The following is a 15590-nucleotide window of genomic DNA, read 5'->3' on the forward strand; positions in this document are numbered from 1 at the left end:
GAAGCGTGCGGAGTCGTGGGGAGGGCAGGGCGGCCGAGGCTGCTCCCTGGCGGTTCACCGAGAGCCACCTGCCCGAACTCAGCCGGGGGACGCTGGACGCCGCCGCGATCCTGAAGTCGGTCAACGAGACGCTCCTACCCGTGGTGGAAAGGGAGTTGGAGGCGGCGACGGAGAAACTGGGCGCAGCTCTGGCCGACAAGAAGACCGAAGCCGATCTGGTCTCCGCCTTCCGGGCCGAGCTGATGCGTCGAGTGCTTCCCCAGTTCACCGAAGCAGTCCGCAAGGGTGTGCTGGAGAGTATCCGCACACGCCAGATGCACCTGGCACAGCTGGCAGTCCTGCACCGGCAGGCGCTGCAGGCGAAGAAGCTGACAGCAGTGTTGACCCGCCTCGACCACGAGGCGGCGCAGGCCGGCCTGCAGATCGTCGGCGACGCCGGCGATCAGTCGCTGTTCAACGTCGTGGAGGACCAGCCCGGTGTGGTGAGGAGAGGCCCGGTCACCTTTGAACTTGTCGCGCCGGCCTACGTCGACAAGGAGTCGGGGAAGCTTGTCGAACGCGGCTGGCTGCGGGCCGTCGCCGGGCAGGAAGCTCCGCTGGGGATTGTCGATTCCGGTTCTGCACCAGCCGTGGAGGATCCGGCTCCGGCGCTGACCTACAGGCAGACGCTGCGTGCTGCGGTGCGCGGGCGACTTGGCGTGACGCAAAGGGGAACGCGATGACCTTCGGTATCGACTTCGGCACCAGCAACTCCGTGGTGGCCCACTGGAACGGGCACACCACCGAAGTGCTGCCGGTCGACGGCGACAACGTGCCTGCCCAGTGGCGGATGTCGGAGTTCGAGCAGCTCTTTCCCTCCGTGCTCTCCGTCCGCGACCTCCAGCGCACCCTCTGCTTCGGCTGGGAGGCGAAGACCGGCACGAGCGAGCCGCTCGACGCCGTGAAGCGCATGCTCGGCACCCGCTCCGGTGCCGAGAAGGACGGCGGCATCGACGGTCTCGAGGTCGCGGCCCAGCTGGAGGAGCACCACGCATGGGTCGGCTCGGAGAAGTTCCACAGCACGGTCGCGGCCGCTTCCCTCTTCAGCCGGATGAAGGAAGGCGTCTCGGCCCAGCTGCTCGACCTCTCCGACGCGGTCGTCACCGTCCCTGCCAACGCCACAGGCGGCGCCCGCTACCGCACCCGTGCCGCGGCAGCGCTCGGCGGAGTGAAGGTCCGGGCCCTGCTCAACGAGCCCACCGCGGCTGCGATCTCGTACGCCCACGACGTCCCGGTCCCCGGCCGTTTCCTCGTCTTCGACTGGGGCGGCGGCACTATCGATGTCACCGTCCTCGAATACGACGACGGCCTCTTCGAGGAGCAGACCTCCCGCGGTATCACCGCCCTCGGAGGCCTGGAGTTCGACAACGCGCTGGCCCAGCTGATTCAGCAGAAGATCGGCCTGACCGCGGACCAGCTCACCAAGGCCGAACGACGCCGGTGGCGCCGTTCGGTCGAGCTGACGAAGATCGCCCTGTCCTCCGTGCCGATGGACGGCGCGCTCTTCTTCGACCTCCCGGTCGGCCTCGCCCCCTCGATCTCGAGGCGAGAGGTCCGGATCACCGCGATCGAGTACACCGAAGCCATCACCCCGCTCATCACTCGCGCCCTGGAGACGGTCCAGCAAGCTCTGGAAGACCTGGCTATCACCGCCGACGACGTCGACTCCGTTCTGATGATCGGCGGCACCTCGCAGATCCCCCAGGTGCGTCACGCCCTGGGCGAGCTCCTCGGTCACGACCGCATCGTCGACAGCGGCCTGTGCCGGCCCATGACTGCCGTCGCCCGAGGCGCGGCCATCTATGCGGCCTCCCTCGACGGCGAACTCGGCGACGACAGCGACTTCTCCCTGGTCACCAGCTACGACCTGGGCACGGCGGTGAGCGCGGGTGAACAGAAGGGCTTCCGCGCCATCATCCGACGCAATGCCACGCTCCCCGCGGAGGGTTCGGCCACCTTCTACCCGGACACACCGCGTGCTTCCTTCGTGCGCGTCCCGGTGATCGAGGGCGAGGTCGGCTACCCGGCCGACAGCGACCGTGCCTTCCCCTTGGCCAACATCGAGGTGGATCTTCCGACTCGTGAACAGGACACCCGCCGGAACAAGATCGAGATCAAGTTCCGCTACAACGAGAGTGGCATCCTGCGCTTCACCGCCACCCACGCGGCCACCGGCAAGCAGCTCGTCGAGCGCGAGATCGACTCGTTCGGCCCCGACGGCACCCCACTGCAGCACGGCCTCGACGACGAATTGACCCGCCTCCTGGCCCACACCGTCCGCCCGTTCGCCGACGGCTCTTCCCACGTGCGACATCTCTCGTCAGCTGAATCAGCCAACGTCCGTCCCGCGCCGATCGACTTGACTGTGCGCGTGGTGGAGGCCGACCCGGCCGTAACGGTCAACGGCGAGCCACAGGGCGTGGTGACGGGGGGACTTTGAGCAGCTTCTGGACTCTGATGGCAGAATTCCGGGCGCGCCAGCAACTCACCCCACTGCTGCGGCAGGTGCGGGCAGCCGATGGGTCCCGTCGATGGCCGCCGACACCGGCGCGCTTGCCGGACTTGATGTACCGCTCCGGGTCTGTCGGAGACCCCGGCCTGCCCGCCGACTGCACGCCGCGCCGCAGCCCGCCGCGGTCCTCAGGACAGCCCGAGGTTAGGATCGCTGTGCATACGCGATTTTCATGCCGAGGTCACGGGGGCGGAGGTACGGAGCATGGGCGTACGTGGTGCGGGCGCGGGCCGAGAGGGCGGCGTCGATCTCAGGGCGTCGAGCCAGGACCTCACCAAACTGGCCGATGACCTCGATGACATGCAGGATCACCTGGACCAACAGATCAGGCGGATGGACGCGGTCGTCGACCGCATCGAGGCGGGTTGGCGAGGGCCGGCGGCGACGGCGTACCGCGGGTTCCACCGGGCGGCGGCCGAGGACGCCGTACGCATCCGCGAAGTGATCCGGCACCTTGAGCAGGCCGTACGTCTGAGCCGGGACGGCTTCACGGAACAGGAACTGGAAGTGATGGCCAAACTGCGCGGCATTGCGGTGGACATCGACAGCGAGGTCGGCAAACTGTCGACACCGAACCAGGAGACGGCCGGCCCCGTCCCTCCGCGCAGCAGTCTCGACTCCTTCTGACGGCCTTTCCGAGGACCTCAGCCGCAACCCGACGACATCCGAGAAACGGGGGAATCATGCCGACCGGGAGCGCGGACGACGGCCACATCACCGTCTCCTTCGCCACCCTTCGCGAGCTCGCCGCCGAACTGGAGGACATCCTCAGGAAGCTCAACGGCAGTCTGGACGACCTCCACGACCGGGTCGTGCCGGTCGTGCTGTCCTGGGAGGGTGAGGCCCGCGAGGTCTTCGTCGACAAGCTCGACGAGTGGGACCGTTCGGCCCAGGACCTCCAGGCGGCCCAGAAGTGGCTGCACGAGTGCGCGACCACGAGCCACATCAACTACGCTGCAGCGCACCAGGCTGTGCTGCGCGGTTGGGGGGCCGGCTGATGGGGACACCAGCACCGGGTCAGAACGGCACCATCGACGTCAAGCCAACCGACCTCCACCGTGTGTCCGGCGGTGTGGCGAGCCAGCAGACGGTGATGGACAAAGGCGCCAAGTCCCTGCTCGACGATCTGCACAAGTACCCGGACGCCGGCGGTTACGGCACCTCACCTCAGGCCTTCGCGACGTCGTACGTCAAGGTCGGCAACCGCTTCCTCGAAGTATGGGCCAAGAGCGTCGTCAGCATCGGGGGAGCGGCAGTCGGCTTCACTTCGACGGCCAATGCCTACGCGAAGGCGGAGGCGGCCAACGATCCCACAGGTAAGGCCAAACCGGTCGTCCAGCCGTTGCCGAAGGTCATCGATAAGCCGCCCGCCTACGGCTCCGTGCCGAATCTGAAGTGGGGCGACGACGACGGCGGCGACGACTTCATCCGCAGGATCCTCGAGTGGGTCCCCGAGCCGGTCCGGGAGGTGCTGAGGCCGGTGGTGAAGCATGCCTTCCGGATGGGCAAGGTCGCCGAGGTCTATCCGTTCCCGCAGCAGCACTACCTGAACTCGCTGTCCAAGGCGTGGATGGCGACGACCACCTCGCTCTCCCTTGCGGAGAGCGGCCTGACCGGGAACGTCGGCAGCATCACGCAGCAGGCCAACAGTGAGTGGTACGACGCGATGCGCCAGTTCTGCAGTTCGCTGTGGGGCACCACAGCGTGGGGCAAGAGCCGCGAGAACTACGAGTGGAAGCACGACAGCTCCTCCTCGCAGACTGCCACGCACCCCGTGATGACCGTGCTGTTCGACACGGCTCAGAAGGTCAGCGATCTCCTCTACGAATTCGCCGAGGCGGCCGTCTATCTCAATCGCGAGGTATGGGACGTCTACATCGAGGCCGTGCGCGACGCGATTCCCAAGGTCGAGGTCAACCTCAAGGACGGCGTCGGCATGGACGACGTCAAGGGCTTCCTGAAAGGCGTGGCCAAGGGTGTCGCCAAGGGCGCGAGTCAGCTGGGTCAGGGCATCGTCCTGAACATGGACACCGCCAAGCTGAACTCGATCGTCACCACGTACAACCGACGCGTCGACGCGCTCGTCCCGCAACTCGACGCGCTCATGGGACCGTTGGACGAGGCTCACCGGAGCGCTCCGAAGTTCGAAGCGCAGGAGGCGCGTGCGCAAGGTTTCGGCATGCGGGCCCTGGAGGAGTTCAAGGACTCGCAGGTCTGGATGAAGGTCGACTCGACCGGCAAGTACGACCTCAACCTCGCCGCCAACGAGTACATGGAGAACGGCCACACCCTGGACAAGCACGTCGGCAAGACGGACGAGCAACTCGCGCAGCGCCTGCGCGACCAGCAGACGAACGGCCCGACCCAGGCCTGGCCGCACGGCAAGCCGTATCCGAGCAGCTCTTCGGCCTTCCCGAACTACCGGCGGGCGGAGGCGCTGACCGAGTACAACCTCAACCAGAACAAGGCCGCCATCGAGGCGTGGATCAAGGGCCCGCCGCCGCCGGGGGAGGGAGACGTCAAAGCCTTCCATGCGACCGCGCCGAACGGCGAGACCAGCGGCCGCAGTGTGAGCAAACAACCGGCTGACCCGAACGACCCGCTCTCCGGGTACAAGCAGGGCGGCATGAACGCCAAGGCGTACGACGTCACCGGCATCGACACGCGGATCCGGTACGACAGCGGTCGTACCCCGCCGTTCACCGTCATGACGTCGATGCCCTCCAAGTCCTAGCCGGCGCCCCGCCGAGAAAGGCCAGCACCACATGCCCGTCGACCGGACCTCCTGGGAAGCCGCGGTACGCCACCTGTACAGGGACGCGGTCGCGTACATCGCCACCGGCCCGCGCCGCCACGAGGACTGGACGCTCGACGTCCTCGCACTGATGGCCCGGGCTGTTCCGGACCCCCGGGGCTGGGCACGCGTCGACGACGCGGAGGAGGACCCCGAGCGCGCGGGATCCCCCATGTATCCGTTCGCCGTCCACCCCCCGGAGTACGTCGCGCCACGTCTCAAGGAGATCGACCGGGACAGCGCCGAGAACCTGCTCCTGGCCCTCACCGAGGCCGGCTGCACCCTGTCCAACCTCCAGTACTTCGACGAGTCCGAGGACGAGCTGAGGGCGATGGCACGCACGATCCTGGCCCGCTACGGGGACGAGGCCACCTATCGCACCAACGTCCGCAGGACCGGCAGCGCGCCCGGCACACTCGACTTCGCGCTGGAGGGCTTGGAGTACGCCCCGCTGAGCGTGCTCATGGAGGACTGCGGCCTGGTCGTCCTCTCGGACACCGAGGTCGGTCTGTTCTGGAGCTTCTCCGACTAGTGATCCGTTGCACCGCAGCACCTGACCGGAGCCCTGAGAGGATGCCCCCGTGCTGACCCGTTCCGCTTCCTACCCCGACCGCGAGACCGCTCACTGGGCCACCCAGCAGGTGGTGACCGCCAACGAGCAGGCCGTCCACCGCTGGCTCGCCCAGGGCACCCGGGCCCGACTCACCATCGAGGCCGCCTGGCCCTCCCGCGAGGAGTCCGTGGGCCGAGTGCAGCTTGAGGCCGACCTGCTGGCCGGGCGGGGGCCCGTCGACGTCCGCGCGGCGCGCGTGGTGTTGCGCCGCGAGCCGTCGAGCCCGCACGGCTTCGTCGTCCACACGACCGTCCCGTTCTACCTGTAGGGCTGTCCGCACATGTCCATGAGACCTCTCGAACACGACCGCCGGTATGGCGAGCTGGACCAGGTGATGCGCGCGTACCTGGGGCAGCCGGCCGACGACACCCCGGAGCGGCGCAGCCGCGCGCTGGACGCGTATCTCCGTGTCACGTGGCACACCCGCCCCTGGGCAATTGCGGAGGCGGAGCGCCAGCTGCGCGAGTACGGTCGCAATCCACCGGGCCGAATCCGGCACCAGCTGGGTGAGTTCTACGCGATGCCGGACACCGGGATGCCCCAGTCGGAGATCGGTGACTGGCTGACGGTGCTGGCCGATCACCTGAGGGAGAGCATCGAGGAAGGCGACGTCCCGGAACCGTCGTCGCCGCAGACTCACTGGGAGTGGCACGCGCGCTTCCCGGAAACAGCGCAACTGCTCGGCGGCTGGTTCTCGCAGGACATCGTCGACGAGTTTCCCGACCATGATGCCGCCGTTGCCGACTACGCCGCCACCACCGACGCTCAGGTGGTCGCGCGCCTCGTGGGCGAACTCCACGAGCTGCTCGCGCTCCCTCTGGACGAGGGCGACTACGCCTTGGCAGCCGCCGAACTCGGCATGGAGGTCGGCCCGCCCGAGCCGTCCTCCCACGGCGCCTGGTTCCAGTCGGTGGCGGCGACGCTGGCCGGCGGCTGATCCGGGCTTGGGGCCGTCCACCCTCGTGGGTGACCTCTCAGTTCGACCACCTGAGACGTCGCCGTCGGCCCGACCCACCTGGACCGGCGGACGCAACGCCGGAGGCGTTCTCGACGACATGGCCTCGTGAGGTGACTCGGCCGTCCAGGGGACCCGCGAGCCGCGATGAGTTCTGCGGTGTCCGGCGGTCGTACTGTCGAACCCGTCACCGAGGAGGACTTCTCATGCGCAGCGTGACCTATTCGATGAACGTCTCCCTTGACGGCTACATCGTCGGGCCGGACGGCCGTTTCGACTGGACGGCGCCGGACGAGGAGGTATTTCGCTTCTGGATCGACGAGATCCGGGAGGTCGGGGTCCATCTGATGGGGCGACGGCTGTACGAGACGATGCTGTACTGGGAGACCGCCGACCAGGATCCCTCGCTCGACGACGCGATGCTCGAATGGACCTCGCTCTGGAAGCCGCTCCCGAAGGTGGTGTTCTCCACCACGCTGTCGACGGTTCAGGGCAACGCCCGTCTGGCCTCCGGCGGGCTGGCGGAGGCCATCGAGCGGTTGCGGGCCGAGCCGGGGGAGGGCGACATCGCGATCGGCGGCGCGACCCTCGCCGCACAGGCGGCCGCGTCGGATCTGATCGACGAGTACCGGGCCATGGTCCACCCGGTGCTGGTCGGCGGTGGTATTCCGTTCTTTCCCCGAGACGAGCGCCGGGTGGATCTCGAACTCGTCGAGACCCGCACCTTCAGCTCGAGATTCGTCTACCTCCGCCATCGCGTGGCGCGCCGAGCCTCGCTCTAGATTCTGGACGATGCCGATGTGCTGGGCCGGCCATCCGGGAATGCGGACGGGAGGCGCACCGGTCATTTCGGCCGCTGGACCCGCCTACGCACCCCCACGCTGAGCATCGCGGTCGCTGCGGCACACTGAGCATCGAGGTCTCTGCGGCACCGGCCGCGACCCGCCGAGGCTTTGCCGGCCACCTTCCCGGGGCCGGACTCTCGTCGCTTCCCCCTCAAGGCGGCCATGGCGATCCACACGGGACGGAACACTCCGTGTGCTGCGCCACAAGCGCTCCTGGAGCCGACGGCCTGGAGATCCCGGGTCGGGCACGCTGTGCAGTCGACCGCCCTCGGCGACGGTGAGGACGGTCGAAGATCCGTGATCAACCGTGTGATTCCGCCTGCCCGGAGCATGCCTCAGCCGTCGTTCCGGCTGCAGGGCTCAGCGGCCGGCTCCGCGTTTTGACCCGGCTGAACTGGATGTTTAATATCCAGTTATGCGAACGAGTAAGGGCGTCGAGTGGGCGGTGCACACCCTGCTCAACCTCGCGTGGCTGGGGGACGGCGAGCCGGTCTCGACCGCGCAGCTGGCGGCTGCTCACGATCTGTCGGTGTCGTACCTGAACAAGCAGCTCCAGCAACTCGTCAAGGGAGGGCTGCTGGAATCGGTGCCCGGCGCGCGAGGCGGCTTCCGGCTGGCCCGCCCGCTGGAGGCGATGTCGATGCTGGACGTGGTGCTTGCCATCGAGGGCGACCAGCCGCTGTTCCGGTGCGCCGAGATCCGTCGGTGCGGCACTATCGGCGAGCGGGTGCCGACCGGCGGGTTTCGTCGCCCGTGCGCGGTGAACAGCGCCATGGGGCGAGCGGAGGAAGCCTGGAGGAAGGCATTGGCCGAGGAGAACCTCGCCGATGTGAAGGCCGACGCCGAGGCGCACGCTCCCGCTCTGGCCTCGCAGGTGCGCCGCGGGCTCGGTCGCGACTGAGTCCTGTCTCCCCCCGGCACGAAGGTTGCTCTCGTCGGCGCATTTTCTGGACAAAAAATATCTCGATTCCTTCACGGGGTGCCACATCCGAGAGCTGATGGCGGGCCGAGGAGACAGGTGAGTGTGACGTGACGCGGATACCCGGGCGGTCCGGTGTGCTCGATGCCGAGTGGCCGGCGCACCGGCCCGCCGTCTTCGGAGCGGCATACCGGCTGCTCGGAAGCGTGGCCGACGCCGAGGACGTGGTCCAGGACGTATGGCTGCGGGCCGTCGCGGCCGATCTGCGCGACGTCGACGATCTTCGGGCCTGGCTCGTCACGGTGGCCGCGCGACGGTCGTACGACATCCTCAAGTCCGCCCGCGCCCGCAGGGAGATCTATGTGGGGCCCTGGTTGCCGGCGCCCCTGCTGACGGGGCCGGACGCGTCGGAGGCCGTGCTCGTCGACGAGTCCGTCGGGTCGGCGATGCTCCTGGTCATGGAGGAGCTGAGCCCGCCGGAGAGAGTGGCCTTCGTTCTTCACGACGTCTTCGGCCTCGAGTTCAGCCGGATCTCCGAAGTGCTGGGCGCCTCCGTGGCCTCGGCCCGCCAGCTCGCCTCACGGGCGCGGCGGAGGGTGGCCAGGTCGAGGCAGTCCACGCCGCAGGCGTCACGAGCGGAGCGCGAGCGCTTGCTCGCCGCGTTCCGCGCCGCCTACGAGGCCGGGGACCTGGCCGGGCTGGTGCGGCTCCTGCATCCGGAGGCCGTGTTCGTCACCGACGGTGGCGGCATGACTCCTTCGGCGCGCAAGCCCATTCTGGGCGGGGCGCGCATCGCCATGGTGATGGTTCGGCTGGGGCGGCGATGGTGCGCCGACCGCGTCGAGGCCGTCGAGGTCGGAGGCGAGCCCGCCCTGCTGATCCGCAGGGAGGGCCGGGTGCTCTGCGTGGACACCGTGGAGTTCAGGGACGGCCTCATCAGCGCATACCGCAGGGTCCTCAATCCCGAGAAGATCGCGCACGTCTGAGCGGTCCGAGCGTGACGGGGCCCGTGGGCCGCTTTCGTCGGCGCCTCGGTGCGGGCGCTCTGCCGGGTCCCGGGCGTGAGAGGGGGTCCGACGCGCGTTGCGGTGGGGCGCCGGGCACCCGGCGGAAAAGCCGTTCCGTCGTTGCGCAGAGCCCGCGACCGTCCGCGAGGCGGCGGTCGTCCGCCGACTCCGCCGTCGCCCCTCGACGCGTCCGAAGGGAATTTCTTCCGCGAACCGTCACATCCGGCCTGGCCGGATCGTCTCCCTGGTGACAGCGGAAGGAACCCGTGCGGGACCGACGGGCACGTCCCTCCCGGCGGGGGCCGCCACCCACCGCGCCGCGACCGGACTGGTCGCGGTTCGGCGCGTCCGGCCCCGCCTCGGCGGGATCCGCGGCCCGCCGCCGGATGGACGGAAACGCCCATCACCACGGCGGCGGACGGGGCAGGGCACTCGCCGGTCCCAGGACGACGGGCGCAACAAAGGAATGGATCACAGTGACCAATCAGACTTCGGGGCAGCGAGCCGTGGCCATCACCGGGGCCGGCACCGGCCTGGGCCGGGAACTCGCCCTCGAACTGGCCGCGAGCCACCGGGTATTCGGCACGGCGCTGACGGCAGACGAGGCCGCCGAGGTGAATGCCGCCTCGCACGGAGGCGTCGTGCTGACCGTCTGCGACATCACGGACGAGGCGTCGGTGGCCCGCTGGGTGGGTCAAGTCACCCGATCACTGGGAGAGTCAGGGTTGGACGTGCTGGTCAGCAACGCCGCCGTGGTCACCCCGGGCCCGCTCGAGCTTCTCCCGCTCGACCGAGTCAGGCATGAGTTCGAGGTCAACGTCTTCGGTGCGATGTCCGTCGTCAATGCCTTCCTTCCCGCTCTGCGCCGGGCTCGTGGACGCATCGTCCAGATCGGCTCCACGTCCGCGCGCTTCCCCCTGCCCTTCCTCGGGATGCTGGGAGCCTCGAAGGCCGCGATGGACACGATCGCGGACGCCTACAGGATGGAACTCAAGCAGTTCGGAGTCGAGGTCGTCGTCGCGGTCCCGGGCAGTATGCGCACCGGGAGCCAGGAGCGGGTTGCCGCGGACCTGCTGCACCTCGCCGCGTCGCTGACCGAGGAACAGCGAGCCCTTTACGGGAAGTCGTTCGGCAGGTTCGTGGACGGAGTGAAGAGCATGGAGGCCGGTGGAATCACCGCCGCCGACGCCGCATCCGAGGTGATGGACCTGATGGAGCGGATACCGGCCCCCGGCCGGGCGCCCGTGGGCGACGAGGCGAGGGAGATCGCCCGCCTCGTGCAGCAGGCCCCGGAATCAGAACTCGAAGACATGCGGATGCGATTGGTCGGCATGGTCGTCGACTGACGGCTCCGGCGGCGGCCGCTTGCTCCAAACGGCCTGTCGGCTGCCGGAAGGCCGTTCGGCAGCCTTTCGGCTCGGCGGGGATTCCGCAACGGACCCCGCGAAACGGCGCGGTCGGTCAGACCGCGACCGGGCGGCAGGCCCCCGGCCGCCCCAGGGTCAGGGCCCCGCCGGGACCGCGGGCGCAGTCCCGCTCACCACAACGCTCGCGGGCGCGGCCCAGCGGTGGCGGACGGAGCTTCGCACTGCGGGCTCGCGGGTGCTCTCCCACCGGCTCGCGACGACATGACGTACCTACCCTGAAGGGAATGCCCACCCATGAAGTCCTTTGCCGTACACGCCGGTGCGATGTTCGACGGATTCACCCTGTCGGGGCCTGCCACGGTGCATATCAGAGGCGAGCGCATCGCACGTGTGGACCGCAGCGGCACGGTTCCCGACGACGGGTCACAGGTCATCGACCTCGGCTCCGACTCCTGCCTGCTGCCGGGCCTCATCGACACCCATACCCACCTCGCCTTCGACGCCGGGCCCGACCCCGTGGCGGCACTTGCCGGGACCAGCGACGAGGATCTGCTGGTCCGGATGAGGGCCGCTGCCAGGTCCGCCCTCCAGGCCGGCGTCACCACCGTCCGCGACCTCGGTGACCGCAGCTACCTCTCCCTGGCCCTCGTGGAGGAGTTCGCGGGGGCGCCCGAGCGCGGCCCCGAGATCCTGGCTGCCGGCCCCCCGCTGACCACCCCGCGCGGGCACTGCCACTTCTTCGGTGGCGAGGTGGAGGGCATCACGGCCCTCCGCGCCGCCGTGCGCGAACGCCACGCCCGGGGTTGTTCCGTCATCAAGATCATGGCCAGCGGCGGCAACATGACACCCGGGTCGATACCTCCCCACGCGTCGCAGTACGGTCTGGCGGACCTGCGCGCGGTCGTGGACGAGGCACACCGACTCGGTCTGCCCGTGGCCGCCCACGCGCACGGCGTCGACTCCATCAAGGACGCCCTGGAAGCGGGAGTGGACAGCCTGGAGCACGTCAGCTTCCTCACGGCCGACGGCGGCACCGAACCCGACCCGGCCCTCGTGCAGGCAATCGTGGAGAGCGACACCTACGCCAGCCTGACGCTGGGCATGGACCCCAACGTGCCCTTCGTTCCTCCCCCGGCCATGGCCGCGCACGTCCAGACCATCCTGAACGCCTTCCGTGCTCTGAACGAGGCGGGGGCCAAGGTCGTCATCGGCTCGGACGCCGGCATAGGGCCCGCCAAGCCGCACGACGTCCTCCCTCACGGGGTCGGCGACTTGGCCCGGCTGGGCGTGGAGCACCTCGACGCGCTCAGGTCCGTGACGAGCCTGGCGGCCCGGCTGTGCGGCGTCGAGGGCCGCAAGGGACGGATCACGGCGGGAGCCGACGCCGACCTCCTGGTCACGGCCGGCGACCCCGTTCAGGACCCCGCCGCCCTGCTGGACGTACGCGCGGTGTTCCGGGCCGGCGTCCGCGTACGCTGAGGCGTCACGACTGCTGAATCCGGCCGACGCCCGTCGGACCCCGGCCGGATGCCGGCCCGGCGGCGAGTGCGCCGTCGGGCGCCTCTTGCGCACAGGTCCGTCGCGCGGGGGAGTGGTCAGTGGGAGGTGAGGGGGGTCTCGGACTCGACGCGGGTGAGCTTTTCGGGGTTGCGGACGTAGTAGAGGCCGGTGACGCGGGAGTTCTCCACGCGGAAGGCCAGCACGCCGTCGATCTCGCCGCCCAGGCGCAGGACGAGTGCGGGGTTGCCGTTGACCGTCGTGGGCTCACTGGTGAAGGTGCCGCCGGCCTTGTCGAGGCTGCCGACCATGTAGCGGAGCACCTTGTCGGCGCCGACGACCGGTCGCAGCGCCGCCAGCTTGAGGCCGCCGCCGTCGCTGACGAAGACGACGTCGGGGGCGAGTACGTCGAGCAGCCCCTGCAGGTCCCCGGTCACGAGCGCCTGCTGGAAGGAGTCCAGCGCCGCCCGGGCCTCTTCCCGCGAAACAGCTGTGCGCGGCCGGCGGGCGTCGACGTGCCGGCGCGCCCGGTGGGCGATCTGGCGTGCGGCGGCGGGGCTCTTGTCGATCGCGTCCGCGATGTCGTCGTAACCGAAGTCGAAGACCTCGCGCAGCACGAAGACGGCGCGTTCGGTCGGTGAGAGGGTCTCGAGGATGAACATGAGGGCGAGCGACAGGTTCTCGGACAGTTCGACGTCCTCGGCCACGTCCGGCGCGGTGAGCAGGGGCTCGGGCAGCCAGGGGCCGACGTAGGACTCCTTGCGCCGTTTGAGGGTGCGCAGCCGGTTGAGTGCCTGCCGGGTCGTGGTCCGTACGAGGTAGGCGCGTTGGTCCCGGACCTGCGTCAGGTCGACCCTGACCCAGCGCAGCCATGCCTCCTGGAGGACGTCCTCGGCGTCGGCCGCCGAGCCGAGCATCTCGTAGGCGACGGTGAACAGCAGGTCGCGGTGGGCGACGAAGGCCTCGGTCGCGGAGTCGGGGGCGTGGTCGTTCATGGTGTGCGGTTCGCTCTCTCGCGGTCGGCCCCTCGGACCGGGGCTGTGGGGGTGGGCGGGCTGGTGGGAACGGTGCCCCGGTGCCAGGCCGCGGCGGAGAAGGCCGCGGCGTTGTGTGCTCGTTGCTGCGATGCGGACCTTCCCGGGCCGGACCGGTCGGTCCGGCCGAAGGACGAAGGGGGACGTGGCGGCTAGGTTGCGCTTCCGGTGGTGGACACCGTGGTGCGGTGGTCCGGCGGAGGTGTTCCCGGGCGGCCGGTGCCGCCGTCGCGGGACGGCCGGGAACTGGCCTTGCGTGCCCCGGACACCAGCTTGCCGAGGGTGAACCGGCAGGCGATCTCCTTGACGCCGGCGCCGGTCCGCCCGCTGATGGAGAGGGCGTTCACCTTGTCGTTCGGGTAGGAGAACTGGGTGACACCCTCGTTCCGGCCGAGGCTGAGGCACTGCCCGGCGAAGAACATCCGGACGGGAGCGGGCTTCTTTCCGGCGATCCGGCGCAGGATCGTGGCGGCGGCCGCCGGGCCCAGCTGCACGGCCGCCTGGCAGCTCATCCGGAACGGGTGGTCCGGCATCGCACCCGCGTCCCCGGCGGCGACGATGCGCTCGTCGTCCACGCTGGTCAACGTCGTGTCGGTGAGCAGGCGGCCTTCGGTGTCGGTGCGCAGCCCGCTGCGGGCGGCCAGGTCCGGGACGCCGAAACCCGCGGTCCAGATCGTCACCGCGCTGGGCAGCTCGCGGCCGTCGTCGAGTCGTACGGCGTCCTGTGTCACTGCCGTCACCGACGTGCGGGGTCCTTCGAGGACGGTGACACCCAGCTTGGCGAGCCGGCGGGCGACCGGGCGGCGGACCCGGGCGTGCAGCGACGGGCCGAGCACCCGGCCGCAGACCAGGGTGACCTTCCGGCCTGCTTCCGCCAGCTCGGCGGCGGTCTCCAGGCCGGTCGGGCCCGCCCCGACCACGGCCACCGGAGCCGCCGCGGGCGTCGCGGCCAGCGCCGACCGCAGTCGTTGCGCCCCCTCGAGATCGGACACCGCATGAGCGAACTCCGCCGCTCCGGGCACACGGGGGTCGGAGGCGCCGCTGCCCACCGCGTAGACGAGGTAGTCGTACGAGAGCGAGCCACCGCCCGCCAGCGACACCCGGCGCTCGGCGGCGTCGATCCGGGTCGCGGTGTCGACGACCAGCCGGACGTTCCCGCCCAGTACCTCACCGAAGGCCTCGACCGCGTCATCGGAGCCGGCCACGAGTTGGTGCAGGCGGATCCGCGAGACGAACTCGGGACGCGGATTGACCAGGGTCACCGACACACCGTCGCGTCGCGCCAGGCGATTGGCCGCCGTCACGCCCCCGTACCCGCCGCCGACCACGACGACCTCGACGTTCCCGTTCATGATGTCTCCCTTGCGTTGTGGACTCGGCATGGAGACACCGGCCGCGCATCCGGTGTAACAGCCCACGGATGAGACGTAGCGCACATCGGGCACGGGCAAACGCCGCGCCCTTCCGCCGCGGTGCACCACACGGCGCTGACGAGGTCGGTCGGGGCCGGCGGAGTCGCGCGAAAGCGGGCGCGCGGGGCCCGGCCCGGCGCCTGCCGCCCGACACGGCCGGCGGTCGAAGGGAAACGGGCTGTGGCCGGGCACGGCCGGGGCCTCCGAACGGTGTGCCGGCGGCAACCCCCACCCGGTACAGCGCCCCTCGCAGTCCGGGCCGGGTGCGTCGTCGGGCGCCCGTGCCGGCGGCCGGTGTGCACCGCGAGGGAACGCCGGCGGGGTGAGCGGGGCGGGGAGTCGCAGCGGTCGGCCCGCACCTGATCAACCGCCCGGCGTCGTCGCCTGTTCCTGCAGGGCCGTGAACCGCTGCGCCAGAAGATCGACGCAGTCACGGAGTTCAGGCTGCGGCAGGCCTGCGCGTTCCCGCATCACCACGATGGCCTGCACAGTGCGGCCGGCGGCGACAAGACCGTCGACCTCCGCTCGTGTCTCCGCGGACAGCCTGCTCCACAACCCCTCGTTCATGCCCACAAGTGAACCTCCGGGGCACCGGG

The 15590-nt window shown here is 69.9% G+C and carries 16 protein-coding genes; 13 read left to right on the plus strand and 3 right to left on the minus strand.

What is annotated here, in order from left to right; all coding sequences use genetic code 11:
* Nucleotides 1-5 precede the first annotated feature (5 nt).
* From QRN89_RS30015 to QRN89_RS30075, 13 genes are all read left to right on the plus strand, one after another.
* Nucleotides 6-722, plus strand: coding sequence for a hypothetical protein (locus QRN89_RS30015; RefSeq protein WP_290352551.1), 717 nt, complete (start codon nt 6-8; stop codon nt 720-722).
* On the plus strand, nt 719-2479 hold the full coding sequence (locus QRN89_RS30020; RefSeq protein ID WP_290352552.1) for an Hsp70 family protein: 1761 nt from the start codon (nt 719-721) through the stop codon (nt 2477-2479). The genes QRN89_RS30015 and QRN89_RS30020 overlap by 4 nt, the downstream gene beginning before the upstream one ends.
* Before the next feature lie 276 nt (nt 2480-2755).
* Nucleotides 2756-3178, plus strand: a complete 423-nt coding sequence (locus QRN89_RS30025) for a WXG100 family type VII secretion target (protein WP_290352553.1) — start codon at nt 2756-2758, stop codon at nt 3176-3178.
* Nucleotides 3179-3234: 56 nt separating this feature from the next.
* Entirely contained in the window at nt 3235-3549 is a 315-nt protein-coding gene (locus QRN89_RS30030) for a WXG100 family type VII secretion target (RefSeq protein WP_290352554.1), read from the plus strand.
* On the plus strand, nt 3549-5285 hold the full coding sequence (locus QRN89_RS30035) for an RNase A-like domain-containing protein (RefSeq protein WP_290352555.1): 1737 nt from the start codon (nt 3549-3551) through the stop codon (nt 5283-5285). Before QRN89_RS30030 ends, QRN89_RS30035 begins: the two co-directional genes overlap by 1 nt.
* 31 nt (nt 5286-5316) lie before the next feature.
* Entirely contained in the window at nt 5317-5877 is a 561-nt protein-coding gene (locus QRN89_RS30040) for a hypothetical protein (protein ID WP_290352556.1), read from the plus strand.
* Between the two features lie 49 nt (nt 5878-5926).
* Nucleotides 5927-6226, plus strand: coding sequence for an RNase A-like domain-containing protein (locus tag QRN89_RS30045; protein ID WP_290352557.1), 300 nt, complete (start codon nt 5927-5929; stop codon nt 6224-6226).
* Between the two features lie 12 nt (nt 6227-6238).
* Nucleotides 6239-6895, plus strand: coding sequence for a contact-dependent growth inhibition system immunity protein (locus QRN89_RS30050; RefSeq protein ID WP_290352558.1), 657 nt, complete (start codon nt 6239-6241; stop codon nt 6893-6895).
* Between the two features lie 224 nt (nt 6896-7119).
* Nucleotides 7120-7695 (plus strand): dihydrofolate reductase family protein, encoded by a 576-nt coding sequence (locus QRN89_RS30055; RefSeq protein WP_290352559.1) that lies wholly within the window; start codon nt 7120-7122, stop codon nt 7693-7695.
* Nucleotides 7696-8173: 478 nt separating this feature from the next.
* Complete coding sequence (locus QRN89_RS30060) at nt 8174-8659, plus strand: RrF2 family transcriptional regulator (protein WP_290352560.1); 486 nt, start codon at nt 8174-8176, stop codon at nt 8657-8659.
* A gap of 128 nt (nt 8660-8787) precedes the next feature.
* The gene (sigJ, locus tag QRN89_RS30065; protein ID WP_290352561.1) at nt 8788-9663 is read left to right on the plus strand and encodes an RNA polymerase sigma factor SigJ; all 876 of its coding nucleotides are present in this window, start codon (nt 8788-8790) and stop codon (nt 9661-9663) included.
* A 497-nt stretch (nt 9664-10160) separates the two neighbouring features.
* Nucleotides 10161-11030, plus strand: a complete 870-nt coding sequence (locus QRN89_RS30070; protein ID WP_290352562.1) for an SDR family NAD(P)-dependent oxidoreductase — start codon at nt 10161-10163, stop codon at nt 11028-11030.
* A gap of 315 nt (nt 11031-11345) precedes the next feature.
* Entirely contained in the window at nt 11346-12530 is a 1185-nt protein-coding gene (locus QRN89_RS30075) for a metal-dependent hydrolase family protein (protein WP_290352563.1), read from the plus strand.
* 116 nt (nt 12531-12646) lie between these two features.
* Here the strand turns inward: QRN89_RS30075 and QRN89_RS30080 are convergent, their stop codons facing one another.
* From QRN89_RS30080 to QRN89_RS30090, 3 genes are all read right to left on the minus strand, one after another.
* Nucleotides 12647-13543, minus strand: coding sequence for an RNA polymerase sigma-70 factor (locus tag QRN89_RS30080; RefSeq protein WP_290352564.1), 897 nt, complete (start codon nt 13541-13543; stop codon nt 12647-12649).
* A gap of 191 nt (nt 13544-13734) precedes the next feature.
* Nucleotides 13735-14934: an NAD(P)/FAD-dependent oxidoreductase gene (locus tag QRN89_RS30085; RefSeq protein ID WP_290352565.1), complete on the minus strand. Its 1200-nt coding sequence runs from the start codon at nt 14932-14934 to the stop codon at nt 13735-13737.
* 423 nt (nt 14935-15357) lie between these two features.
* Nucleotides 15358-15561, minus strand: coding sequence for a hypothetical protein (locus QRN89_RS30090; RefSeq protein ID WP_290352566.1), 204 nt, complete (start codon nt 15559-15561; stop codon nt 15358-15360).
* Between the last annotated feature and the right edge of the window lie 29 nt (nt 15562-15590).

Source organism: Streptomyces sp. HUAS CB01 (assembly GCF_030406905.1).
Taxonomy (GTDB): Bacteria; Actinomycetota; Actinomycetes; order Streptomycetales; family Streptomycetaceae; genus Streptomyces; species Streptomyces chengbuensis.

Bases quoted from the DNA above. Each gene is read 5' to 3' on its own strand.
- QRN89_RS30020 (WP_290352552.1), top strand. From the start codon at position 719: ATGACCTTCGGTATCGACTTCGGCACCAGCAACTCCGTGGTGGCCCAC.
- QRN89_RS30025 (WP_290352553.1), top strand. From the start codon at position 2,756: ATGGGCGTACGTGGTGCGGGCGCGGGCCGAGAGGGCGGCGTCGATCTC.
- QRN89_RS30030 (WP_290352554.1), top strand. From the start codon at position 3,235: ATGCCGACCGGGAGCGCGGACGACGGCCACATCACCGTCTCCTTCGCC.
- QRN89_RS30035 (WP_290352555.1), top strand. From the start codon at position 3,549: ATGGGGACACCAGCACCGGGTCAGAACGGCACCATCGACGTCAAGCCA.
- QRN89_RS30040 (WP_290352556.1), top strand. From the start codon at position 5,317: ATGCCCGTCGACCGGACCTCCTGGGAAGCCGCGGTACGCCACCTGTAC.
- QRN89_RS30050 (WP_290352558.1), top strand. From the start codon at position 6,239: ATGTCCATGAGACCTCTCGAACACGACCGCCGGTATGGCGAGCTGGAC.
- QRN89_RS30055 (WP_290352559.1), top strand. From the start codon at position 7,120: ATGCGCAGCGTGACCTATTCGATGAACGTCTCCCTTGACGGCTACATC.
- QRN89_RS30060 (WP_290352560.1), top strand. From the start codon at position 8,174: ATGCGAACGAGTAAGGGCGTCGAGTGGGCGGTGCACACCCTGCTCAAC.
- QRN89_RS30075 (WP_290352563.1), top strand. From the start codon at position 11,346: ATGAAGTCCTTTGCCGTACACGCCGGTGCGATGTTCGACGGATTCACC.
- QRN89_RS30080 (WP_290352564.1), bottom strand. From the start codon at position 13,543: ATGAACGACCACGCCCCCGACTCCGCGACCGAGGCCTTCGTCGCCCAC.
- QRN89_RS30085 (WP_290352565.1), bottom strand. From the start codon at position 14,934: ATGAACGGGAACGTCGAGGTCGTCGTGGTCGGCGGCGGGTACGGGGGC.
- QRN89_RS30090 (WP_290352566.1), bottom strand. From the start codon at position 15,561: ATGAACGAGGGGTTGTGGAGCAGGCTGTCCGCGGAGACACGAGCGGAG.